Source organism: Pseudomonas sp. W3I7 (genome assembly GCF_030816095.1).
GTDB classification, from domain to species: domain Bacteria; phylum Pseudomonadota; class Gammaproteobacteria; order Pseudomonadales; family Pseudomonadaceae; genus Aquipseudomonas; species Aquipseudomonas salomonii.
Genome location: NZ_JAUSXP010000001.1, coordinates 6372371 through 6395474, shown reverse-complemented (window position 1 = coordinate 6395474; position 23104 = coordinate 6372371). Strand labels below are relative to the sequence as shown.

The 23104-nt window shown below is 59.6% G+C and carries 15 protein-coding genes; 10 read left to right on the top strand and 5 right to left on the bottom strand.

The annotated features are described in order from the left end of the window. Positions 1 to 35 precede the first annotated feature (35 nt). The gene (locus QF043_RS29180) at positions 36 to 4646 is read left to right on the top strand and encodes a dermonecrotic toxin domain-containing protein (protein WP_307421131.1); all 4611 of its coding nucleotides are present in this window, start codon (positions 36 to 38) and stop codon (positions 4644 to 4646) included. Positions 4647 to 4825: 179 nt separating this feature from the next. After that, the gene (locus QF043_RS29175) at positions 4826 to 9451 is read left to right on the top strand and encodes a dermonecrotic toxin domain-containing protein (protein ID WP_307421130.1); all 4626 of its coding nucleotides are present in this window, start codon (positions 4826 to 4828) and stop codon (positions 9449 to 9451) included. A gap of 6 nt (positions 9452 to 9457) precedes the next feature. Here the strand turns inward: QF043_RS29175 and QF043_RS29170 are convergent, their stop codons facing one another. Further along, a complete protein-coding gene (locus QF043_RS29170; protein WP_307421129.1) occupies positions 9458 to 10996 on the bottom strand; it encodes a PLP-dependent aminotransferase family protein in 1539 nt (512 codons plus the stop codon). 87 nt (positions 10997 to 11083) lie between these two features. Between QF043_RS29170 and QF043_RS29165 the strand changes: the two genes are divergently transcribed. From QF043_RS29165 to QF043_RS29155, 3 genes are read left to right on the top strand one after another with little or no spacing between them, the layout of a single operon-like run. After that, the gene (locus QF043_RS29165) at positions 11084 to 11722 is read left to right on the top strand and encodes an FMN-binding negative transcriptional regulator (RefSeq protein ID WP_307421128.1); all 639 of its coding nucleotides are present in this window, start codon (positions 11084 to 11086) and stop codon (positions 11720 to 11722) included. Then, positions 11719 to 12165 carry a GNAT family N-acetyltransferase gene (locus QF043_RS29160; protein WP_058421099.1) on the top strand — a complete coding sequence of 149 codons (447 nt, stop codon included), beginning with the start codon at positions 11719 to 11721 and terminating at the stop codon, positions 12163 to 12165. The genes QF043_RS29165 and QF043_RS29160 overlap by 4 nt, the downstream gene beginning before the upstream one ends. Positions 12166 to 12175: 10 nt before the next feature. Then, positions 12176 to 12856, top strand: a complete 681-nt coding sequence (locus QF043_RS29155) for a GNAT family N-acetyltransferase (RefSeq protein ID WP_307421127.1) — start codon at positions 12176 to 12178, stop codon at positions 12854 to 12856. A gap of 3 nt (positions 12857 to 12859) precedes the next feature. Here the strand turns inward: QF043_RS29155 and QF043_RS29150 are convergent, their stop codons facing one another. Continuing rightward, positions 12860 to 13759, bottom strand: a complete 900-nt coding sequence (locus QF043_RS29150) for a homocysteine S-methyltransferase family protein (protein WP_307421126.1) — start codon at positions 13757 to 13759, stop codon at positions 12860 to 12862. A 113-nt stretch (positions 13760 to 13872) separates the two neighbouring features. Here QF043_RS29150 and QF043_RS29145 point away from each other — a divergent pair, with 113 nt between their 5' ends. The 4 genes from QF043_RS29145 to QF043_RS29130 all read left to right on the top strand — a co-directional run bounded on the left by QF043_RS29145 (position 13873) and on the right by QF043_RS29130 (position 18486). Continuing rightward, positions 13873 to 14694: an ABC transporter substrate-binding protein gene (locus QF043_RS29145; RefSeq protein ID WP_056860896.1), complete on the top strand. Its 822-nt coding sequence runs from the start codon at positions 13873 to 13875 to the stop codon at positions 14692 to 14694. Further along, the gene (locus tag QF043_RS29140; protein WP_307421125.1) at positions 14691 to 15521 is read left to right on the top strand and encodes an amino acid ABC transporter permease; all 831 of its coding nucleotides are present in this window, start codon (positions 14691 to 14693) and stop codon (positions 15519 to 15521) included. The genes QF043_RS29145 and QF043_RS29140 overlap by 4 nt, the downstream gene beginning before the upstream one ends. 167 nt (positions 15522 to 15688) lie before the next feature. Continuing rightward, entirely contained in the window at positions 15689 to 16960 is a 1272-nt protein-coding gene (locus QF043_RS29135) for an autotransporter domain-containing protein (RefSeq protein ID WP_307421124.1), read from the top strand. A gap of 284 nt (positions 16961 to 17244) precedes the next feature. After that, positions 17245 to 18486: a hypothetical protein gene (locus QF043_RS29130; RefSeq protein ID WP_307421123.1), complete on the top strand. Its 1242-nt coding sequence runs from the start codon at positions 17245 to 17247 to the stop codon at positions 18484 to 18486. Positions 18487 to 18552: 66 nt separating this feature from the next. Here QF043_RS29130 and oadA read toward each other — a convergent pair whose 3' ends face one another. Both oadA and QF043_RS29120 read right to left on the bottom strand, forming a co-directional pair. After that, positions 18553 to 20376, bottom strand: coding sequence for a sodium-extruding oxaloacetate decarboxylase subunit alpha (gene oadA / locus QF043_RS29125; RefSeq protein ID WP_056860900.1), 1824 nt, complete (start codon positions 20374 to 20376; stop codon positions 18553 to 18555). Between the two features lie 11 nt (positions 20377 to 20387). Beyond that, positions 20388 to 21803, bottom strand: coding sequence for an acetyl-CoA carboxylase biotin carboxylase subunit (locus QF043_RS29120; protein WP_003213442.1), 1416 nt, complete (start codon positions 21801 to 21803; stop codon positions 20388 to 20390). A gap of 196 nt (positions 21804 to 21999) precedes the next feature. Here QF043_RS29120 and QF043_RS29115 point away from each other — a divergent pair, with 196 nt between their 5' ends. Beyond that, a complete protein-coding gene (locus QF043_RS29115) occupies positions 22000 to 22974 on the top strand; it encodes a LysR family transcriptional regulator (RefSeq protein WP_200431049.1) in 975 nt (324 codons plus the stop codon). Here the strand turns inward: QF043_RS29115 and QF043_RS29110 are convergent. Beyond that, on the bottom strand, positions 22904 to 23098 hold the full coding sequence (locus QF043_RS29110; RefSeq protein WP_017135775.1) for a PA3496 family putative envelope integrity protein: 195 nt from the start codon (positions 23096 to 23098) through the stop codon (positions 22904 to 22906). The two genes, QF043_RS29115 and QF043_RS29110, sit on opposite strands and share 71 nt — an antisense overlap. Positions 23099 to 23104 lie beyond the last annotated feature (6 nt).

Below are 23104 nucleotides of genomic sequence, written 5' to 3'. Positions count from 1 at the left end.
AGTTCCATCTAACGGCCAGACAGGGATGCCTCACCATGAACTCCCCCGCTTTAAATACTACGCCCTTGAACACCCATCGCCCGGATAAACGGATAGCGCTGCTCACCCAACTCTATATCGTCCCTTCATTCAGAGAGACAGCGACCCTCCTGTTGCGTGAGGCGTTGCAGGAACATTACCCGACACTGGATATCGACCCGGACACCGTCATGCTCGCGACGTCGACTTGGCAACTGGAGGACGACCAAGTCAGAGCCGGCCCCACTGAGTACCAGGCCCTCAGTGACGTCCTCGCCAAACAAGCGGTGCTGGCAGTGCCACTCTTGTGCATCGAAGGCGAGCACTTTCTTACCCGTCAACCGATCGTGGAGCCTGCGGTACACCTGCCCGTGCGTGTCACTGAAATCGCCAAGACCATTAACTTCCTGGCGCCCTCGATGCTGCGGGCCTACCAGCAACAAATGATCACCCATTGGAACCAAACTACCGGCAGCGGTCCGCATTGGCATGCGTTGTCGAACCTGTTGCGTGCGGTGTGGAATGTCGAGACCGCCGATGACTGGAGTGCGACTGAGTGTGCCATGGCCCGCGCCCTGTTCACTCACCCCGACAAAGCCGATAGAAAGGACAACGACATCTACAAGCTCAGGGCCTGCCTGGTCGATATCGACCGAGTCGATGATGAAGGGCAGGTCAAGCACCTCAATGATGTGATCATCGCGGTATTGATCGGCGAACATGAAGGAAAAACCACGGTCCTCACGCATTCGCTGCTCAAGGGTTATGAAAAGTTTCCCTCGCTGGAGCACCTGGGCAAGTCCTTGCCCGCGCACCTGTCGGACGCTGCCACGGACCAACAAATCCAATGGCGCCTGTTTGAACCGGACGGCGATTTCTTTGATCACCAGGCTTGTGCATTGGTGTCACTGCAAGTCGATACCATCGCTGAAATCGACTTCTCCGAACTGCACAAAGCCAACAACGTCGATGTCGCCCTGGGCACGCCACCTGCCGCCACCCCGCCACCGGCGCAAAGCAGCCCGGACCTGACGTGGTACCGCAACCAGATGCCCGATTGGCTGACAAACGCCTCACCCAGCGACTCGAATTTTTATGCTCGGCACCTCAAAGACCTTGCCGCGCTGCATAACCAGAATACCGGCCGCTCTTTCCTGGACGACATTCCGACTATCGAGGCATACGCGTTGAAGGTCATCAAGGAAAAGGTGATCAAGGACCACCCAGATAGCACCAACCTGCCCTTGGAGAAGATTTTCCTACAAGTAAAGAAGTCGGTCGTATGGGGTACTTTCGTAGTTCCGGGCCAGGTTGAGACCACTACCTTCAGCCTGGTTGAACTGGCCCTGCAAAACCTGATTGCGGTGCCGGTCGGCACCAAAATCATCAAGACCACCAATGGTTTCAACTTGCCTGAGTGGATGACCACCACTTATTTTGAAACGCTGGCCACCGCTGTCGATATTGGCCGCACCTATCCCGCGCTGATCAAGGAAAAGCTGCTGGACGACACTCAGGAATCGGCACGGCGTAATACGCTATACAGCCAACACCTGCGTATCCAACTGCCAATGCAGGCCCTGCAAGCCAAGATTCGCCAGGAAGGCAACATTGACGAGCGTGGCTACCGTTATGTGGCGGCGGTGATGCAAGAACAGGCCGCTGACCGCAAAGTCGACGGGCAGACCATAGTGCTCAGGCCCTTGGCCTTTGTACCCATAAGACGCACAGACGCCTCTACGGACACGGTCGCCAACATGTACGTGATCGGCCCCGAAGACCCGGTGGCCGGCCCATGCCTGTTGTACCGGCCGCTGTTCACGCCGGCCCTGATGCAGTTCCCGTCGCCGGCCAACCTCATCTATACGATCGCGCAATCGAGCAGCTTGTGCGAGTCGGTCCTGGCCTGGCTGCCGGACGCGGTCCGCAGCGACTACAGCAACTATGTATTTCCCGGCTCGCTGCCTTCGCCTTGGGCGGTTGCCGATTTCCTGGTGGAGCCCGACAAGCTATGGACCATGAGCGGGCCAATGAGCCTGGGCACTCAGGAACTCAACGGTGATCGATTCACCACACTGTTCAAGGCCAATGCCCAGGCGCTGGTAGAGCTGGCCGACCGCCAATCGGTGTCCAATGCCGAAAGCCGTTGGGCAACTTTCAAACACGCCGGCTGGGTAATCTTCAATGGTGTACTGCCGTTTCTCGGACGCACCATCGGCACAGGGGCCTGGATCTGGCAGGTGGTCGATCAACTGCAAACCTTTGTCCAAGCGCATGAACACGATGAGAAACAAGCCGAGTGGTCGGCACTCACCGATGTCCTGTTGAACCTCGGCATGGCGATCACTTTGCACGCCGCCAGCCGCAGCCACCGTACCGGCTACCCACGCAAGACCACGCCAAAGCTGGCCGAGGCAATCCGCGCAAAACAATTCACGATCAAACAAGAGGCGACTCTGACCAAGGAGTTGCCAGCCACACATTTACCGCATTTACACACCAGCGGCGCAATCAAGCGCATGCCCGGCGAACTCGCCACCGTGCTCGACAGCTTCAAAGTCAGCAAACCGCAAGGCCTCGGCGAGGCTGAAACCTCAGAAAACCAGTACCGGCATCTCTTTCATCAGGCACAAAAATACTACGCCCCCGTAGGGGAACGCTGGTTTGAGGTCAGTGCCGGTGAAGATGAAGCAGTGGTCATCATCGACCCGAAGCAACCCGGTCGAACAGGGCCGGCGTTGATTCATAACGCTCAGGGCCAATGGTTTATCGACACTCGTCTGCGCCTGCGCGGTGCCGGCTCCAAGCACCTGCGGAAGCAGTCAAAATCCAAGGCTGAGATCAACGCGCTAGAAGCCAAAAGACGCTTGAGGCTATTTGAGCAAAACAAACCCACTGCGCAACTTGAGTTGCAACAGGCCCGCCTGGCGATGTCGGACAGCGCGTCCCCCACCTCCCCCGAGGTCAGCCGCCAAACCTACCTGCAAAAACTCGAGAGCCAGAGCGGCGACTACGAAAAGGCACTGCAACAGCTCAAGATATTGAACGTGTTCTCCCCGAGCACTGACTATCAGCAACACGCGATCCGTTACGTGAGCGCCCAATTGGAGCTGACCCGAACCGGAATCACCGAAGCGCAAGTCGCCTTCACACCTCAACTCAAAACCGTGCTGGATCAGATCGAGCACCAAATCAGCCATCCCGAGGAACGTCATATCGACGATGCCCGCATCATGACCGAATTAAGCCAGGACATGATCCAGCGCCTGAATTACACCCAAACGCGGCTCACTCAACTCAAAGCGCTGGGTGAGTTGGGATTCGAGCAAATTCGCAAATTCAGAACAACATTGCCGAGCTACACCGCCCGTGACCTCAGGGCCTTGCAAGTGTCGATGGCGCGCAATTTATGCCTGGACGACCACAGCATCGCCACAGCCTCCTCAGCCTGGAGTGCCATTGACACCATCGTCGACAACGCCAACCTGTCGATTCAAGCCTTGCATGAAACCTCGGTGGAGCGTAGCCAGGCGCGCTTGGATGAACGCATCGAAACCCTCGGCAGCCTGATCGAACAGTTCAAGATCATCGACGAACGCCTGCAGGATTTTCCAGACGAGTTTCCTGACGCCGCGCTGCCTGCACGTATCACGACCTTGCGCGAAAAAATCCGCGATTTCTACCGCGAAACCCTGGGCAACCTGGAACTGCTGCACGCGGATCGGGACACGCTCAGAAGCCGCCCGACACCGCCGTCAACACCGCCAAGAGCAAAGAAAAAAATCATTCACACGCGCTACAACGGGGTATTGGTGGGAGTACCACGACTGACAGAGACCGGCGATGAAGCCGGCATGGTGGATGTCATCTCTCCTCTCAACCAGCAGATCATGGCGACCTTCCACGAAAAAACGCCAGGTGTGTGGGTGCAGCACGTTAATCCCATCGAGACCACCAGCACTACCACCACTGCCCTGGACGTCGCCACCAGTATCAGCCAGGCAAAGGAACTGCTGGACGGGCTGGGAGCCTTCAAGCAACGCACTGGCCAACAGGCCATCAAACCTGAGCGCAGCGCCACTGGCATCGAATGGCTGTACCACCAGCACGCTTTGAAACTGGAACGGGCCTCTGCAAACATTGAGCAGGCCCTCACCCAAAGCAACGCCACCGAGAGCAGCCAGGGCTCGGCGGCTATGGTCGACAAACAGCTGAGCGACGCGGTACAGGCACTCTATCAAGAGGCTGCGCGCCAAAAACTGCAAATGATCAAACAACGCCCCCCCACAATCAGTGGCGTGGAATGGCTTAAGCAAAACAACGAGATCGTGATCAAGAAAACCGTCAAACGCCGCCGACTCAAAGGGCCTGCCAAGGTCTACCTGGATGAGTACACCCTGAGTAACCGCAGTGATAAAACGGTGCTGTGGTATGCACACTTCCATTATTCGGCCGAATGGGTGCCCGCCAGGGCCTTTCTCCGGGGCCGCTTGAAAACCCCTCAAGAGCAAGCCCGAGGAGTAGATGCCGACAGTCTTGATGGCCTCAACGAACAGCAAAAAACCGCGTTCTACCTCAGCGAAATCAACCGGGACCAGGCCCAACGCTTGTTTTTCAAGGTGAAGTAACCTCAGTGCCCGTGAAGGACTCATGTTCCCACCTTGTGCATGGGGCCTTTGCGGACAAGTTTCTCTGATCTGATTTAGCGCAGCCGCCGCTATTTATCTACCGTCCTCCCGGCAACGGCCATCGCTACCTTGCACATCCTCAACGCCCGTCCAGGCCAGCGATTGCAGAGGAGCAACCCATGCCCAACGATCTACTTAACAACAATCATCGCCCCCCCAGCACCTATGAACTGCTCACCCAGTTAACCACCGGGCCCACCACCCACGAGGTCGCCGCCACCACGTTGCGCTCGGCACTCAAAGAACTTTACCCCACCCTCAATATCGACCCCGACCTGGCCATGGTGGTCAGCCCTCGCTGGCATATCGTGGGCAACGCCGTCGAACCGGCGCCAGCCGTTACCCAATCTCTGACCTCAGTGCTGGCTCATCAAGCGCTGTCCAGCGAGCGGGTCACTTACATCGATGGCGAGCATTTCCTCACGCTGCAGCCGAACGCTGCGGCGCCTGTGCACCTTGCGGTGAAGATCGATGCCATCGCACGCTTGATCAACGAGTTATCCGGCTTGCTGTTCACCGCTTTTCAGGAACAGCAACTTAACTTCTGGAACGCCTCCAACGGTAGCAGCGGACCACGCTGGCAGGCGTTTTCCAATTCGCTGAGGAAAGTGTGGAATGTCACCGAAGAACAAGGCCTGGATGAACACCAAGCGGCTATGGCCCGTGGAGTGTTCCAGGAACCGGACCGGGACAGGCGCTCGCTGAATAATCGCTACAAGTGTCACGCCTACCTGGTTGACGTCGACCTGCTTCGGGACGGCGAGTCTTTTCACCTCAGCTTCATGGACCTGACTGTACTGGTTGGTGAGCATGACAAACGCCAAATGATCCTGACGCACTCGCTGGTCACTGGCTATAACACCTTCGAGTCACTTGAAGCATTCGGCGCCTCACTGCCGGCCCGGCTCAGTGCGCCACAGCGCGATACCACGTTGCAATGGCGCCTGTATGAGCCCGCCGGCAATTTTTTCGATACCCTCGCCTGCACCCTGATAGAGCTGCAAATCCGCGCCATCGGCAGTTACAGCCAAGACGTTGTCGATGAGCCGGCAGAGGTCCAGCCAAGCCCCACCACCGTCGCCCGCATTGTGCCCAGCATCGAAGAGTTGAGCGATCACCAACTCTCGAGTATCCGAGAGGTTCATCATCAACTGCCCGACTGGCTGGCTTCGGCGTCGGACTCGGACACCGCCGCCTATAGCCGCTACATGATCGACCTGGCCCAACTGCATACCCATTATCACGGCGAAACATTCCAGGACGGCATTGCCCCCATTCGCGACTATGCCCGCACGCAGCTGCAAAGCCGCATCCAGTCGCATAAAGACGGTGCACGCCTGAACCTGGACAAAATTGAGGTAGTGATCGAAAGCCCGGTGGTATGGGGCACGTTCGTCGTACCGGGCAGCGTGGACATCACCCGTCGCGGCCTGATCGATCTGGCGCTGGACAACCTCACCGGACTGCCCACCGGCAACACCACGGTGCGCTACAACGGCAATGACAATAGTGTCCCCAGCTGGCTGACCTTCAGCTATTTGAAAGACCTGATCGAAGACATTGATATCGGCGAACACTACCCCGCGCTGATAAAACAGCAACTGCTTGATGACACTGCGCAATCCAGTCACCGGCAACAGCTCTACATCAGCCATCTACGCCTGCAGCTGCCGTTGCTGGCCCTGCAAATGAAAATTCGCAAACAAGGCGCAATTGATGAGCGCGGCTACCGCTACGTTGCCGCCGTGATGCGCGCCGATGAGCACGACCGCCACGTAGACGGGCAGCCCATTGTTATCCGCGCCCTGGCCTTCGTACCCACCTTGCGGCCCGGCAATGAGCGCGACGTGGTCGCCAATATGTTCGTGATCGGTCCAAGGGACGCCAACGCCGGTCCGTGCCTGCTTTATCGCCCATTGCTGGAACCGGTACTGATGCAATACCCGTCACGGCAAAACCTGCTGTACGCCATCAAACATGAGCGCCCCTTGCGCGAATCGGTACTGGCCTGGCTGCCGCAAGCGCAGAGCTTCAATTACGCCCAATACGTGTTTCCCGACACCTTGCCCTCGCCGTGGACGGTGGTGCGAGCCCTGGTCGAGCCCCTCACGTTGCTTTACATGAGCGGCCCCGTGACCCTGGCCGATGAAGAAGTGGGCAATGACGCCCTGGCAACGCTGTTCAAGGCCAATGCCAGCGCCATGGTCGAATTGGCGGACCGTCAGTCGGTGTCCAATGTACAGAAACGCTGGGCTACGTTTCGACACACCGGCTGGCAAATATTCAACGCGGCCCTGCCGTTCATGGGCCGCACCGTCGGCATTGCGGCCTGGATCTGGCAAATCATGGACGACCTGCAAGCCACCGAGGAAGCTGTGAACAAGGAGGATCAACACGCCTCGTGGACAGCGTTAGTGGATGTATTCCTCAACTTGGGCATGGCGCTGACCCTGCACATCGCCCTACGCCACCCTCGCCCGCTGGAACAGTTCGAGGCGCCGAAGATCGAAACTGAATCCGAGTCAACAACGATCGAAACCGCCGGCAAACCACCCTTCACCGAGAAAGAATATACGGCTGTGCAACAAGCAAATATTCCCGACAGCCAACTACCTGCCGAGCATCAAGGCGCCGTACACATCCTGGGAGCCCTGAGCCATAGCCGCCTGGGCCTGGCCAAGACACTCGACAGTTTCAATATCGCCAAACCCGATAAGCTTGGCGAGCAAAACAAAACGCCCGGGCGCCACTTGAATCTGTACCCACTTGCAGACAAGTGGTATGCACCGGTTGGCGCGCGTTGGTTCGAGGTGAGGGTGGATGAAAACGACAGTGTCATCATCGTCGACCCGAAGGCACCGTTGCGTACGGGCCCGCCGCTGATCGGCAATCTGGCGGGCCAGTGGTTCGTTGACATCCGTTTGCGACTGCGCGGCGGCGGCCTTCGAAACCGTCAGCGTGCGGTCAAGGTCAATCAGCCTGAGCGCATTGCGGAACTCATGAGCCAGCTCAACGCCTTTGATGCAGTCGCCGCCAGACAACAGCTGGACTTGCTTGAGTCAGAGCCTGCACTGGACGCCGCCCCTGGCCCTTCCACTGACCTGCGGCGTACAGCGTTCATAGGTAAAGTCGACAACCGGCTGACGGCGTATGACGAGGCGATCAGCCAGTTGAAGTCCTTGAGCATCATCGAGGCCGTGCCCACCTATAAGAGCGACATGAGTGAATACCTGAAGCAGCAAATACAACTGACTCAACTAGCCATGGAACAACAATTGGTGAGCTATGAGCAGGCCTTGAAATCGTCGTCCACAATCCTCGATGCCGAGGTAGACATTGACTATAAAAACCAGGCGCAAAGCGCGCAAAACCTGTCCACCGTGAACCTGGCAATCATCAAGCGCCTGGAGTTCATCAATAACCGCTTCAGCGACCTCAAAGCGCTGGGAAAGGAAGGCGCCGCGGTCATTCTCAAAACCATGAGCGAGTTGCCAACGCTCACCCTCACTGAGCTTAAATCTCTGGAGATCGGCTTGGCTCGCTACTTGTGTATCGATGAAGAGCAAAGCCAGATCCCCGCTACGCTGCGAGAGCAGATGGACCAGTGCGTCGAGACAGCCGAACTTAACGTCGAGAGTTTCACTGACATTATGGAAAGGGGTAACGACACGTCGCTGGATGAGCGCATTGACGTGCTCAACAGCCTGGTTGAGCAATTTTCCAGTGCAGATGAACGTCTGCTGGACCTGCACGCCGAACACCCGCAGTTTCTGCTGAAAACCCGCCTTCAGAGTTTTCGCCGGCAGATTGGCGAATTCAGCCAGCGCGCCATTCACGACCTGGCGCAACTGCTACGCGAGAAAAAAACCCTGGAACCCAAACCCGGCAGCTCAAAGGCGCCGCGCGCGCCACAACGCAAAGTCATCAAGACACGCTACGACGGCGTTTTAATAGCTCAACCCCGTGAGTCCGACAGTACGCTGTTCGATGTCAAAGCGTCGGTGACGGGCAAAGTGCTCGCTACGTTTCATGAAAAAACCCCAGGCGTCTGGGTCAAGCGGCAAAAGGTCACCCCACCACCGCCAGTGCCTGCCACGGTAGACCTGGATACCAGCATCAACAACGGGCAAACGCTGTTGGATAGCGCGCCAGCTGAAACCCATAAGTACCAGGGCTTCTCGCGTAAACGCTGGCACACGCCCCAGGATATCCAAGATATGTTCGAGGCCTATGCCAAAAAACTGGAGGATGCATCAAACGATATCGAGCAAGCACTGACCCGGCGCAATCTTACCGAAAGCGATCATGTCTCAGCCGCATCGACCAAGCGCAACCTCAACGACGAAGCACAGCGGCTTTATCGCCTGGGTAGAAAAACCTACATCGACATGATCAAACAGCAACCGCCCACTGCGGCGCGGGTGGAGTGGTTGCATAGCCAAGGGCTGATAAGGATCCAGAAAACCCTACCTCGCAGCGTCGTCAAAGGGCCGCCAAAGGGCTATCTGGACGAGTACGAAGTACGCGATAAAGAGACCAATGCCGTGCTGTGGTACGCGCACTTTCACTACTCAAAGAAAAACGCCGCACCGGAGGTATTCGATAAGGCTCATCTCAAAACCCGCGAACAACGACGGCTCGGTGGTTCCCGCCAGCGCACGGGGCGTAACGACTGGGAGGAGATCGAAATTCATCGCAGCTCGATTAGCGATCAACTGGCCAAGTCGCTGTTCTTTAGCAATTAATCGGCTTCAACTCCGCCACGCCTGGCGCAAACGCGCCAGCGCTTGCGCGATAGCCGTCTCGGGCACGGCGGCAAAGCCCATCACCAGGCCGGCACGCTGGTTCGGTGGTGGGCCGCTGTCTGCCAGCCAGTAGCCGCTCAAGCCATTGATCTCGACATTTGCTGCGTGGGCCTGGGCGAGCAACGCCTGCTCACGGGCCAGGCTGTCCACCCGCACCGTCAGGTGCAGCCCCGCCGCAACGCTGGGCAACGCCCCCACGCCGGGCAGCCCGTCGGGCCAGCCGGCCAGCAAGGCGTTGCGCCGGCTCAAGGCCGCGCGGCGCATGCGGCGGATGTGCCGCTGGAAATGCCCGGCCGCCATGAATTCGGCCATCACCGCCTGGGTACTGACTTCGGAATGGCGCATATCCACCGCCCGGCGGCGGGTGAAGGCTTGCACCAGCCCCGCTGGCAACACCAGGTAACCCAGGCGCAACGCCGGGAACGCCACCTTGCCGAAGGTGCCGACATACAACACGCGCCCACTGCGATCCAGCGCCGCCAACGGCGACAGGGGCGCGCCGCTGTAGCGATACTCGCCGTCGTAGTCGTCCTCGATGATCCAACCGCCGCTACGCTCGGCCCAGGCCAGCAACTCCAGACGCCGCGCCAGGCTCATCACCACGCCCAACGGGTATTGGTGGGACGGCGTGACATAGGCCACACGACAGTCATCCAGGGTGTTAAGCACCTGGCTATCCATGCCCTCGCTGTCTACCGGCACGCCATGCAATCGCGCGCCAGCCAGGGCGAACGCGTGGCCGGCGGCGCGGTAACCGGGATTTTCCACCGCCACGCCGTCCCCAGGCTCTACCAGCAACTGTGCACAAAGGCTAATCGCTTGCTGTGCGCCACTGGTGATCACAATTTGTTCAGCCGTGCATTGCATGCCACGCGAACTGCGCAAATACGCAGCGATCAGACCGCGCAAACGATCGTCACCGGCCGGGTCGCCATAGCACAGCAGTTCCAGGTTCGGCTTGCGCCAGAACGCCGCATTCAGCTTGGCCCATATATCAAAAGGGAACAGGTCGAAGGCCGGCACCCCCACACGAAAGGCCCGAGGCGGTCCTGCTGGAGGGTGAGCCAGGTGGTTGTTTTTTACCCGCGTCAGGCCCGCGCTGTGGATAACTTCATTGTCCAAATCTTCCGGAAAATCCGCCCATTTTGTGGATAAGGCTGGGGATAACCCTGTTGAAAACCCTGTGGATACTTTTGTGGATAGTTTTTTTGCCGTGGGCAGTTGGGCCACATAGGTGCCGTCACCCACTCGGCTTTCGATAAACCCTTCTGCGTACAGCTGATCGTAGGCGCGCACTACGCTGTTGCGCGAGATCGACAGCGCCGCCGCCAGGTCACGCGTGGCGGGTAATCGCGTACCGCTCACCAGCCGCCCGTCCAGCACCCGCTGGCGCAGGGCTTCGTAGAGTTGTCGAGTAAGCCCCTGGCGACGATCCAACTCGATACCTGCGGGATTGAACGACAGCGGCGGCGCGATGGGTGACATATTGGACCTATGAAATTGGTGCCAGATGGCTCTTACAACGAACCATTAGCCTGCCTAGGATGCAGGCATTCGCCAAGGAAAATTTCCATGTACACACCGCGCGCCTTTGCCCTCGATGATTTGCCTGAACTGCAGCAGCTGATCCAGCACACCCGCCTGGCGCAGTTGGTGACCTTTGGTGAGCAAGGCCTGCAGGCCAGCCATTTGCCGCTGCTGCTTAACCCCGATGAAGGCCCGAATGGCACGCTGTACGGGCACTTGGCCAAGGCCAATCCACAATGGCGTGACCTGCAAAATGGCAGCGAAGCACTGGTGATCTTTGCCGGTGCCGACGCTTATATCAGCCCGGCGTTTTACCCGGCCAAGGCCGAGCACGGCAAAGTGGTGCCCACCTGGAATTACCTCGCCGTGCATGCCTACGGCAAGGCTGAGGTATTTACCGACGCCGAGCGGCTGCTCGCGGTGGTCACCGCCCTCACCGATCGCCACGAAGGCAACCGTGCCCAGCCATGGAAAGTCAGCGACGCCCCGGCCGACTACATCGACGGCATGCTCAAGGCCATCGTCGGCTTCGCCCTGCCCGTCGAGCGCCTGATCGGCAAGCGCAAACTCAGCCAGAACCGCAGCGCAGCCGATATTGCCGGCGTGCGCGAAGGCCTGGCTGCCAGCATTGATGTGCGCGACCAGACCCTCGCGCGCTTTATTCCCCAAGGAGTTTCCGAATGAGTCAGATCGACATCCGCCAGGTGACTGCCGCCGACCACGCCGCGTGGCTGCCGCTGTGGCAGGCGTACTTGAAGTTCTACGAAACCGAACTGCCGGACGCCGTCAGCCAAAGCACCTGGCAACGCCTGATCGACGCCAACGAGCCAACCCATTCGGCGCTCGCCTGGCAGGACGGCAAGGCGGTGGGCATGGTCAACTTTATCTACCATCGCTCCAACTGGAGCATCGAGAATTCCTGCTACCTGCAGGACCTGCTGGTGGACCCGGCCCAACGCGGCACCGGCGTGGGCCGCAAATTGATCGAGTTTGTCTACGCCACCGCCAAGGCCGATAACTGTGCCAAGGTGCACTGGTTGACCCACGAGACCAACGCCACCGCGATTGCGCTGTACGAGCGCATCGCCGAACGCCCAGGTTTCATTCAATTTCGCAAAGGTCTTTAAGGAGCGCAGCATGCCTATCTCACCCGCCGACTGGAAAGGCGTCCCGGCGCCCACGACTCAACTGCTGGAAGGGCGTTTTATCCGCCTGGAAAAACTCGACCCGGCGCGGCATGCCGACGGCCTGTTCCGCGCCCTCGAAGGCCCGGGCGCGGACCCGAAACTCTGGGACTATTTGCCTTACGGCCCCTTCCCCGAGCGCGCCGCGTTCGATGCCTGGCTCAACAACCATGCCGCCAACAGCGACCCGTATTTCTTCAGCGTGATCGACCGCGCCAGCGGCGATGTGCAGGGCATCCTCAGCCTGATGTCCATCGTCCCGGCCCAGGGCCGCATCGAAATCGGCCACGTCACCTTCGGCGCACCGATGCAACGCTCGCCGAAAAGCACCGAGGCCGTGTACTTGCTGGCCAAATACGCGTTCGAGCAGGGCTACCGCCGTCTGGAATGGAAGTGCAACAACGGCAACGCCCGCTCAAAATACGCGGCCGAACGCCTGGGCTTCAGCTTTGAAGGGGTGTTCCGCCAGCATATGGTCGTGAAGGGGCAGAATCGCGATACCGCGTGGTATTCGATTCTGGATTCGGAATGGCCCACCGTGGGCGCAGGCTTTGAAGAGTGGCTGTCCGAAGCGAACCAGGCCGGTTCTGGTCAGCTTAAAGGCCTGGCGGAGTGTCGTCGCCAGGCGATTTAAGCCTTAGGCCGGCTTCTGGGCGAGCACGGCAATGTGCTCCGGCCCAATCCCGCAGCAACCGCCCAAATGGCTGGCACCGCGTGCCTGCCAGTCGGCGGCCCAGTGCAAGTAGCCGGGCGGGTCGAGATCGTCACGCAGCGGGTCGAGGCCATCGTTCGCGGTGGCCTCCTTGGGCTGCGGCGGGAAGGCGTTAGCGTAGGCGCCGATCTGGATGCTCACCCCCAGGCGCTCAAACGTTTGGCGCGCGGTATCAATGGCTGCGCCAATCACCTCCGGCTGGCTGCAATTGAACAGCAGCACCGCCACACCCAGTTGCGCGGCCGCTTCAGCCGCGTCTGCCACCGGTTCGCCAGAACGCAGGCGTGGCACCTCATCGGTGTCTTCATCCTTCAAGGTAAACGACAGCCAGAACGGTTTTCCGTCCTGCGGCAGGCCGGCATGAATAGCTCGGGCCTCAACGATCGAACTCTGGGTTTCCGCCAGCCATAGGTCGACATGGGGCGCCAGGCCATTCACCAGTGGCGTCAGCAGTTCGCTGACTCGGCCGGCCTCGAACAAATCGGGCCGGTAGGAGCCGAACAGCGGCGGCAATGAGCCTGCCACACGCACCGTCTGGCCTGAAGCCTGTACCGCACGTCGGGCCAATTCACCCGCCAACGCCGCAAGGGCCTGGCCTTCGGCCGCAAACCGCGCTTCGCCAATATGAAACGGCACAACCGCGTAGCTGTTGGTGGTGATCACGTTGGCACCGCTCTGGATGTAAGCCGTGTGCACCGCCTCAACGGCCTGCGGCGCTTCGCTCAACGCCAATGCCGACCACTCCGGCTGCCGGAACGGCGCGCCCCGGCGTTGAAGTTCACGGCCCATGCCACCATCGAGAATTACTGCGTTTGCTGCGCCCATATGCTTTTTACTCATATGCTTATGAAAATAACTCACTATGAGAGTCGTTCTTATAACTATTTAATGCGTACCGTCTGGTTAATAACAACCCTTTTCTTACTCAGGTGTCGATTGTGAAACTTAAACCGCTGTTGGCCTTGGGCCTGACGATGCTGGCTGCCTCTACCCAAGCCTTTGGCGGTGCAACCCTGGACCGGGTTGAGCAAAAGAAAGAACTGGTGGGCGTGCTGATGGAAAGCTACCCGCCGTTCTCGTTTCTCAACGAGCAGAACCAACTCGATGGGTTTGACGTCGACGTGGCCAAGGCAGTGGCGCAGAAGTTAGGCGTGAAGCTGCGTCTGGAAACGCCGTCCTGGGATGTGATTGCCGCAGGTCGCTGGGGCGGGCGCTACGATATTTGCATCTGCTCCATGACCCCGAGCAAAGCTCGCGCCGAGGTGTTTGATTTCCCGGTGGAGTACTACGCCTCGCCTGCGGTGATCGTTGTAAATGCCAAGGATGAACGCATCCACGGCGCCAAAGACCTCAGCGGCAAGAAAGTCGGCCTCACCAGCGCATCCAGCTATGAAAGCTACCTGAACAAGAATCTGGTGATTGAAGGCGCCGAAGATACGCAACTTCAGTACCCGTTCGAGGATGTGCAGATCGCCCCGTACGACACCGATAACGTCGCCTTCCAGGACCTGGGCCTGGGCGCCGGTGTGCGCCTGGATGCGATCCTCACCAACCTGGTCACGGCCCAACCGCGCCTGAACCAGGACAAGCGCTTCAAGCTTGCCGGTGAATCGCTGTATGCCGAGCCCAATTCAGTGGCCATCGAGAAAGGTGACCCGCAGTGGGATGCCAAGGTGCGTGAAGTGTTCGCGCAGTTGAAACAGGACGGCACCTTAAGCAAGCTGTCGCAAAAATGGATCGGCGCCGATATCAGCAAATGACCGCCTTCCCGACACCTCCCAAGCCGCCGGTGAACGCATCGCGGCTACAGCGGCTCTTTGGCTTTCGTACGCGGTTGTACCTGACGTGGGCAGCGCTGTTTTGCCTGTTCGCCAGCTTCTTCCTGAGCTTTGACCTGAAGTTCTCGATCATCCTCGACAAGCTGCCCAACCTGGTCGGCGTGCACCTGGGGCCCAACGGGTTTCTGCAAGGCGCAGCGCTGACGCTGTTTCTGTGCCTTTGCTCGATACTCGCCTCGTCGGTGCTGGGGTTTATCACCGCGCTGGGGCGCCTGTCGAAAAGCGCCGTGGCCTTTGGCATTGCGAGTTTTTACGCGTCGTTCTTTCGCGGCACGCCGCTGTTGATCCAGATCCTGCTGATTTATCTGGGCCTGCCCCAACTGGGCCTGGTACCAGGCGCCATCGTCGCCGGGATCATCGCGCTCTCACTGAATTACGGCGCCTACCTGAGCGAAATCTTCCGCGCCGGCATCCTTGGCGTTCCCCACGGCCAACGAGAAGCCGCCCTGGCCCTGGGCATGCGTGACAGCGCGATCTTCTGGCACGTCACCCTCCCCCAGGCCATGCGCACCATCGTGCCACCCGCCACCAACCAGTTCATCTCCATGCTCAAGGACTCGTCCCTGATCTCGGTGATGGGCGTGTGGGAAGTCATGTTCCTGGCGCAGTCGTACGGGCGATCAAGCTACCGATACATCGAAATGCTCACGACCGCCGCGATCATTTACTGGGTGATGTCCCTCGGGCTGGAACTGATCCAGGCACGCCTGGAGCGTCACTACGGCAAAGGCTATGTGCGGCGGGGGTGACGCTCAAGGCAACAGCCACAACCACAGGCTGACAAGCCAATGGCAAACGCGGTTTTAATCGCCCTGCAGTAGAGACAACTCCCGCAAATCAGGGGTCGATAGCCTGACAGTTATCGCCCCGCCATCTCGCTAAATTCCCGGCCTCATTCACCAGAGGCTATGACTTCATGCCCTTCTCCGTCCTAAACCTTGCACGCGCTATCAGCCTGGCTGTTGGCGTAGCCAGTACCCCGTTTGCCCTGGCAGGCATACCCTTTCAGTACGAACTGGACTTTTCTGACGGCACCCCGTATTACCAGCCGCCGGCCCCAATCGTGCCCATCGACAGCTACTTCGACCAGGCGACGACTCACAACGGCCAGCAACTGGCCGCGGTGCTTAAACCGGCTTTGCAACGTGCACTGCAAGCCGGCGACCTGACCTCGGAAGAAATCAAAGGCCTGCAAAAAGCCGCTGACGCATTGTCCCAACAACCAGGCGGCCTGGGTGCAGCATTCGAGCAACTGGCAGGCAGCCAAAATGCCAACTTGGCTGGCGCGACCCAAAACGCCACCGCGCACATCAGCAACTCATTGCTCGCCACCCTGCGCACGCTGCCCAGTGATGGCGATGGCCGCTTGTGGGTGCAAGGCCTGGGCAACGGCGGCAAGCTCGATAAACAAGGCGGCAGCGACGGTCTCAAGCACGGCACTAAAGGCCTGATGCTGGGCGCCGACTGGGCCGTGGGCGACGCCTGGCGAGTCGGAGTAATAGGCGCAAAATCTACCAGCGAGCTTCAAGCTCAACGCTTCAAGGGCGAACTCGATAGCTTGCACCTGGGCGGCTATGCCGTGCGCCAGGATGGCCCATTGGCCCTGCGCCTGGGGGCGTTCTACAGCGATCATGCGGGCAAGAACAAACGCGACGTCAACGTGCTCGACTTCAAGCAGCAACTGCAGGGCAACTACAACGCTCAAAGCCAAACAGTGTTTTCCGAGCTGGGCTACCAATTGGGCACTGCCGACGTGCACGTAGAGCCCTTCGCAGGCCTGGGCTATCAGCGCTATCACCGCGACAGTTTCAAAGAAAAAGGTGGCTGGACGGCCCTGAACGTAGGCCCACAAACCCAGCAAAACCTTAGCAGCACCCTTGGCTTGCGGTTGGCCACGGTGTACCGGTTCGACAATCAGATGAGCCTCACACCCCACCTGAGTACCTACTGGAAGCACCTCTACGGTGAAGTCGACAGCCAAGTGCGCCAATCCTCGCGCGCCGCACAGGGGAACATCGACAGCTTCACCATCACCGGCACCTCGCTGGACCGCAATAGCCTCGACATGCAAGCCGGCCTGGACCTCGCCTTGTCCACCGAACACAGCGTGGGCCTGACCTACAGCGCCCAAGCCGGTACCCACAGCCGCAGCCAGGGCCTGATGGGCGAGTGGAAGATGAGTTTCTAAACGCAAGTGCTGCATGGATAGCGAGCGGTCTTACGCTCGTCGGCTCAATCAGCCGACATAAAACGGCAAGCGCCTACGTTAGTTTTCGACCTCAAGCACACACGAGGTCGAAATCTATGTCACGCGTATCCTTGCACCCTCCTGCCTATATCCCTGCTCCCTCCCTTCCAGCGGCTGCACCCCATGCAGCCGGCGCCTCTGTGCATGCTCAAGCAGGTAACGCCGTTGAGATCACCACGGGCGGCGTGTTCAGAAACGATGGGCACATTTCTACCGGCCCTTCCATGCGGTTCAAAGAGTCTTACAGCGGCATCAGCCTGAACCGTGCAGGGGGCACGGTCGTCAATCACGGCAGTGTAGGCGGCGGCAGCAATGGCATAAAAGCAACCGACGACGTGGCGCTTCTCAATTCAGGCCTGATACGCGGCCACAAAGGTGCTGGTTTAAAGTCCAAAGGCAATGCACAGGTCATCAACTACGGCTTCATCACGGGAGCTGATACCCAACGCCCCAAGCAGAATGACGGCGATGGCGATGGCCTGGACATCGACAAGCTCGCCCGGATTCGCAACTACGGCATCATTGAGGGCACAGGCGCCAATGGTGCAGATAAAAACGGGGCGCCCAATACCAGCGAAGGCATCGCCATGGGCGGCGGCGAAATCCACAACTACGGGGTCATTCGCGGCGCCCATCACGGCGTACTGGTAGACAATGGTGACGTGGGGCCAGCCCATGGGAAAACCCGGCTGGTCAACGAGGGCACTATCAGCGGCCATAACGGCTACGGGGTAAAACTGATCGGCGCGTTTAATGACAGCATCACCAATAACGGCGTGATCAGCGGGACCAACGGCCTCGCCCTGGACATGGGCGGTGGCGACGACGTGTTGACCGTGCAAAATGGCGCCCAATTCAACGGCACCGTAGACGGTGGCAGCGGCTCCAACCGCGTCATTCTGGAGGATGCCAAGGGCGGCACCTTCAGCGGCGCCCGCCGGATGCAGCACCTGAAGGTGAGCACTGGCACCTGGACACTTAACGGCACGCTGGATGCCAACCAGCAAGGTCGGGTCCATAGCGGTGCAACGCTGATCAACCAAAGCCACATCAGCGGCGCCATGACGGTTGAGTCGGGCGCCACCTACATGGGCGGCACGGTGGACAGGCTCAATGTCGCAGGTACGCTGCGGCTGGACTCGCCCCCTCATAGCCGAACCCGAATCAAGCATGACCTGCACATGGAACACGGCTCAAGCCTCGCGTTCAGCGTCGGCAAGGGCGAGGCCCACAGCACGTTGAAAGTCGGTAATCGTGTCAACCTCGACGGTGCCACGTTCAACCTCCATGTCGATAACGAAAGCGACGAGTTGCTTACCCGCCAACTGCGCATCCTTGACGCCCGACAGATCGAAGGCCGATTCGACGCAATCACCAGCAACCTCAACACCCTGGTTCCGGAGTTGATCTACACACGCACCGGCGTATTCATCAGTTTCAGGCGCAAAGCGCCTGTCAGCGCCTGAATGTCAGGCAAAAAAAAGGGGAGCACCTGCCCCCCCGAGGATTAAGCGGTAGTGTCGAAGGCGGGATCAGCCTTCGATTTCAATCAGGATTTCGCCAGGGTTGACCCGGTCGCCCTTGGCCACATGAACGGCGGTTACCTTGCCGGCAATCGCTGCCTGCACTTCGGTTTCCATCTTCATGGCTTCGGTAATCAGCACCGCCTGGCCGGCTTTGACCACGTCGCCTTCCTTGACCAACACGTCGACGATGTTGCCCGGCATCGCCGTGCTGACATGGCCCGGCTCGGTTGCATGCTTGCGCTTGCTGCCGCCGCTGCTGACAAACTCGTTGAGCGGTTCGAACACCACTTCTTCGGGCATGCCGTCGATGGACAGGTAGAAGTGGCGCTTGCCTTCGGCTTTCACGCCGACACCGGTAATGTCCACACGGTAGCTTTCACCGTGCACGTCGATGACGAACTCGGTCGGCACGCCTTCGCCACCGGCACGGGCTACACCGCCGGCTTCGGGGATCGGCAACAGCACTTCAGGTGTGAGGGTGCCGGCGTCACGTTCTTCGAGGAACTTGCGCCCGATGTCCGGGAACATGGCGTAGGTCAGCACGTCTTCTTCGGACTTGGCCAATGCGCCGATTTCGCCGCGCAGCTTGGTCATCTCCGGCTTGAGCAGGTCGGCCGGGCGATGGTCGATCACCTCTTCGCTACCAATGGCCTGGCGACGCAGCTTCTCGTTCACGGTGCCCGGCGCCTTGCCGTAGCCGCCTTGCAGGTAGAGCTTCACTTCGTTGGTGATGGTCTTGTAGCGCTCGCCGGCCAGCACGTTGAAGAACGCCTGGGTGCCGACGATCTGCGAGGTCGGTGTGACCAGCGGCGGGAAGCCGAGGTCTTCACGCACACGCGGGATTTCGGCCAGCACTTCGCTCATGCGGTTGAGTGCGCCCTGCTCTTTCAACTGGTTGGCCAGGTTGGAAATCATCCCGCCCGGCACCTGGTTGACTTGCACGCGGGTGTCGACGGCGGTGAATTCGCTTTCGAACTGGTGGTACTTCTTGCGCACGGCGTAGAAGTACAGGCCAATTTCCTGCAGCAGTTCCAGGCTCAGGCCCGTGTCGAATTCGCTGCCTTTAAGGGCTGCGACCATCGACTCGGTGCCCGGGTGGCTGGTGCCCCAAGCGAAGCTGGAAATGGCGGTGTCGATATGGTCGGCACCGTTTTCGATCGCCTTGAGTTGGCACATCGCAGCCAGGCCAGCGGTGTCATGCGAATGGATGAAAATCGGCAGGCTTTGCTCGGCCTTCAACGCCTTGACCAGTTCGCCGGTGGCGTACGGGGTCAGCAAGCCGGCCATGTCCTTGATCGCCACCGAGTCACAACCCATGGCTTCCATTTGCTTGGCCTGGGCCACGAATGCCTCGATGGTGTGCACCGGGCTGGTGGTGTAGGCGATGGTGCCCTGGGCATGTTTGCCGGCAGCTTTGACCGCTTCGATAGCCACACGCAGGTTACGCACGTCATTCATGGCGTCGAAAATGCGGAACACGTCGATGCCATTCACAGCAGCCTTGGCGACGAAGGCTTTGACCACGTCGTCACTGTAGTGGCGGTAGCCCAGCAGGTTCTGGCCACGCAGCAGCATTTGCAGGCGTGTGTTAGGCAACGCGGCGCGCAGTTTGCGCAGGCGCTCCCACGGGTCTTCCTTGAGGAAACGCACGCAGGCGTCGAAGGTCGCGCCGCCCCAGACTTCCAGGGACCAGTAGCCGACTTTGTCGAGCTTGTCGCAGATCGGCAGCATGTCATCGGTGCGCATGCGGGTCGCCAGCAGCGATTGGTGGGCGTCGCGCAGGATGGTATCGGTTACGAATATTTTTTTGGAAACAGGAGTCTTGGACATTGTTGTATTCCTCACAGGCCTGCGTGGGCGGCGATGGCGGCGGCGATGGCCAGGGCCAGCTCTTCGGGTTTGCGCTTGATCGAGTAGTTGGTCAGCTCAGGGTGGCTTTCCACGAAACTGGTGTTGAACTGGCCGCTGCGAAATTCCGGGTTGCGCAGGATTTCCTGGTAGTAGGCGGCGGTGGTCTTCACGCCTTGCAGGCGCATGTCGTCCAGGGCACGCAGGCCGCGGTCCATGGCTTCTTCCCAGGTCAACGCCCACACCACCAGTTTCAGGCACATGGAATCGTAGAACGGCGGGATGGTATAGCCGGTGTAGATCGCCGTGTCGGTGCGCACGCCGGGACCGCCGGGCGCGTAGTAACGGGTGATCTTGCCGAAACTTGGCAGGAAGTTGTTCTTCGGGTCTTCGGCGTTGATGCGGAACTGCAACGCGAAACCACGGTGCTGAATGTCTTCCTGTTTCACCGACAGCGGCAGGCCCGACGCGATGCGGATCTGCTCACGCACGATGTCGATGCCGGTGATTTCTTCGGTGATGGTGTGCTCCACCTGCACGCGGGTGTTCATCTCCATGAAGTACACCTCGCCCTCGGCGAGCAGGAACTCCACGGTGCCGGCGTTCTCGTAACCCACGGCCTTGGCGGCGCGCACCGACAGGTCACCGATGTAGGCGCGCTGTTCCGGGGTCAGTTGCGGGCTGGGGGCAATTTCAATCAGCTTCTGGTTACGCCGCTGGATCGAGCAATCGCGCTCGAACAGATGCACCACGTTGCCAAAGCTGTCACCGAGGATCTGCGCCTCGATGTGCTTGGGATTGACGATGCATTTTTCCAGGAACACTTCCGCCGAACCGAAGGCTTTGGTGGCCTCGGAAATAACCCGGGGGAAGGCTTGTTCAAGTTCTTCGCGACTGTTGCAGCGACGGATGCCGCGACCGCCACCACCGGAGGTGGCCTTGAGCATCACCGGGTAACCAATGCGGTCGCCTTCGGTGAGGGCTTCGGCGATATCGGCGACGTTGCCTTCGGTGCCCGGCGTGACCGGCACACCGGCCTTGATCATGCTGCGGCGCGCTTCGGTCTTGTCGCCCATGCGGCGGATCACTTCGGCCGACGGGCCGATGAACTTGATCCCGCGCTCGGCGCAGATGTCTGCCAATTCGGCGTTTTCCGACAGGAAACCATAGCCTGGGTGCAAGGCGTCACAACCGGTTTCCACGGCCAGGTTCACCAGCTTGCGCGGGTTCAGGTAACCGGCCAGCGGCTCGGCACCAATGCTGTGGGCTTCGTCGGCACGTTTAACGTGCAACGCGTGGCGGTCGGCGTCCGAGTAAACCGCGACCGAGCGAATGCCCATCTCGGCGCAGGCACGCACGATTCGTACGGCAATTTCACCACGGTTGGCGATCAGGATCTTTTTTATCACTTGGAAATTCCCTTGAGCCGATTGCTGCGTTCTACGACCCGTTGGATCCGGGTCGGCGCGTGACCAAATGTTTCATGACAGTCGCGAGACACACACTATGCGCACCGGAGGATTAACAAAAATCAATAATTATTGGGTTGTGTATAAGTAAAGACTTATAGTTGGCCGGACGGCCCAGGGCGAGAGGATTTAAATAATGCGTAAGTCATTGATGCGTATGACATTGCGTCAATTGCAGATCTTCAATGAAGTGTGTGATTTACGCTCCTACAGCCGCGCAGCCGAGGAAATGTCTCTTACCCAACCCGCCGTGAGCCTGCAAATTCGCCAGCTTGAAGAGCTGATCGGCCAGCCGCTGTTCGATTACGTCGGCAAAAAGCTCTACATGACTGAAGCCGCCGAGGCTTTGCAGCGCGCCAGCCGGGACATTTTCGGGCGCCTGGAAAACCTCGATATGCAGTTGTCGGACATGCAGGGTTCGTTGCAGGGCCAACTGAAACTGGCGATCGAATCCAGCGCCAAATATTTCGTCCCGCACCTGTTTGCCGCCTTCAAACGCCAGCATCCCGAAGTGCAGTTGCACCTCACGGTGGTCAACCGCGCCCAGGTGATTCGCAGGCTGTCGGATAACCGCGATGACCTGGTGATCATGTCCATGGTGCCTCAGGACATGGGCCTGGAATTTCTGCCGTTCCTGAACAACCCGATTGTCGCCGTGGCGCCGCTCGATCACCCGCTGAGCCTGCAAGGGCCGCTGCGCCTTCAAGACCTGGAACCCTACACGCTGCTCATCCGCGAACCAGGTTCCGGCACGCGGCTGGCCTGCGAGGAGTACTTCAAGGAAAAACGCGTGCACTTCACCCAGACGGTGGAAGTGGCCTCGGCCGAGGCGCAGCGTGAGTGCGTCAGCGCAGGGTTGGGCGTGGCGTTGCTGACGCGCCACGCAGTCAACCTGGAGCTGGCCACCGGCGGGCTCAAGGAGCTGCCGGTGGAAGAGCTGCCGCTGTACCGCAGTTGGTGCCTGGTACAGGCCAAAGCCAAACGCCTGTCACCGGTGGCCCATGCGTTCCTGGGCTTTATACGCAGCGAACGCGTACAGATCAGCGCGCTGGCTGAGCGTTTCGCTGGGCAGCCGCGGGTGCCTGCCAGTGGAGTTCCGGGTAGTCACTGATGCTCTGGAGCAGTTGGCGCTCCTCGCAGCGGTCTTCGATTGCGCGACGGAACGCCATGCGGCGCTGGTCTTCTTGCTGACGACGGGTTTTGACGGTGCTGCTGTCTTCGTAGTGCCGGGCCATTTCGAG

Excerpts from the sequence above, each read along its gene's own strand:
- QF043_RS29130 (WP_307421123.1), top strand. The coding sequence starts at position 17,245 with ATGCGGTTCAAAGAGTCTTACAGCGGCATCAGCCTGAACCGTGCAGGG.
- QF043_RS29175 (WP_307421130.1), top strand. The coding sequence starts at position 4,826 with ATGCCCAACGATCTACTTAACAACAATCATCGCCCCCCCAGCACCTAT.
- QF043_RS29155 (WP_307421127.1), top strand. The coding sequence starts at position 12,176 with ATGCCTATCTCACCCGCCGACTGGAAAGGCGTCCCGGCGCCCACGACT.
- QF043_RS29140 (WP_307421125.1), top strand. The coding sequence starts at position 14,691 with ATGACCGCCTTCCCGACACCTCCCAAGCCGCCGGTGAACGCATCGCGG.
- QF043_RS29150 (WP_307421126.1), bottom strand. The coding sequence starts at position 13,759 with ATGGGCGCAGCAAACGCAGTAATTCTCGATGGTGGCATGGGCCGTGAA.
- QF043_RS29110 (WP_017135775.1), bottom strand. The coding sequence starts at position 23,098 with ATGGCCCGGCACTACGAAGACAGCAGCACCGTCAAAACCCGTCGTCAG.
- QF043_RS29165 (WP_307421128.1), top strand. The coding sequence starts at position 11,084 with ATGTACACACCGCGCGCCTTTGCCCTCGATGATTTGCCTGAACTGCAG.
- QF043_RS29115 (WP_200431049.1), top strand. The coding sequence starts at position 22,000 with ATGCGTAAGTCATTGATGCGTATGACATTGCGTCAATTGCAGATCTTC.
- QF043_RS29160 (WP_058421099.1), top strand. The coding sequence starts at position 11,719 with ATGAGTCAGATCGACATCCGCCAGGTGACTGCCGCCGACCACGCCGCG.
- QF043_RS29170 (WP_307421129.1), bottom strand. The coding sequence starts at position 10,996 with ATGTCACCCATCGCGCCGCCGCTGTCGTTCAATCCCGCAGGTATCGAG.
- QF043_RS29180 (WP_307421131.1), top strand. The coding sequence starts at position 36 with ATGAACTCCCCCGCTTTAAATACTACGCCCTTGAACACCCATCGCCCG.
- oadA (WP_056860900.1), bottom strand. The coding sequence starts at position 20,376 with ATGTCCAAGACTCCTGTTTCCAAAAAAATATTCGTAACCGATACCATC.
- QF043_RS29135 (WP_307421124.1), top strand. The coding sequence starts at position 15,689 with ATGCCCTTCTCCGTCCTAAACCTTGCACGCGCTATCAGCCTGGCTGTT.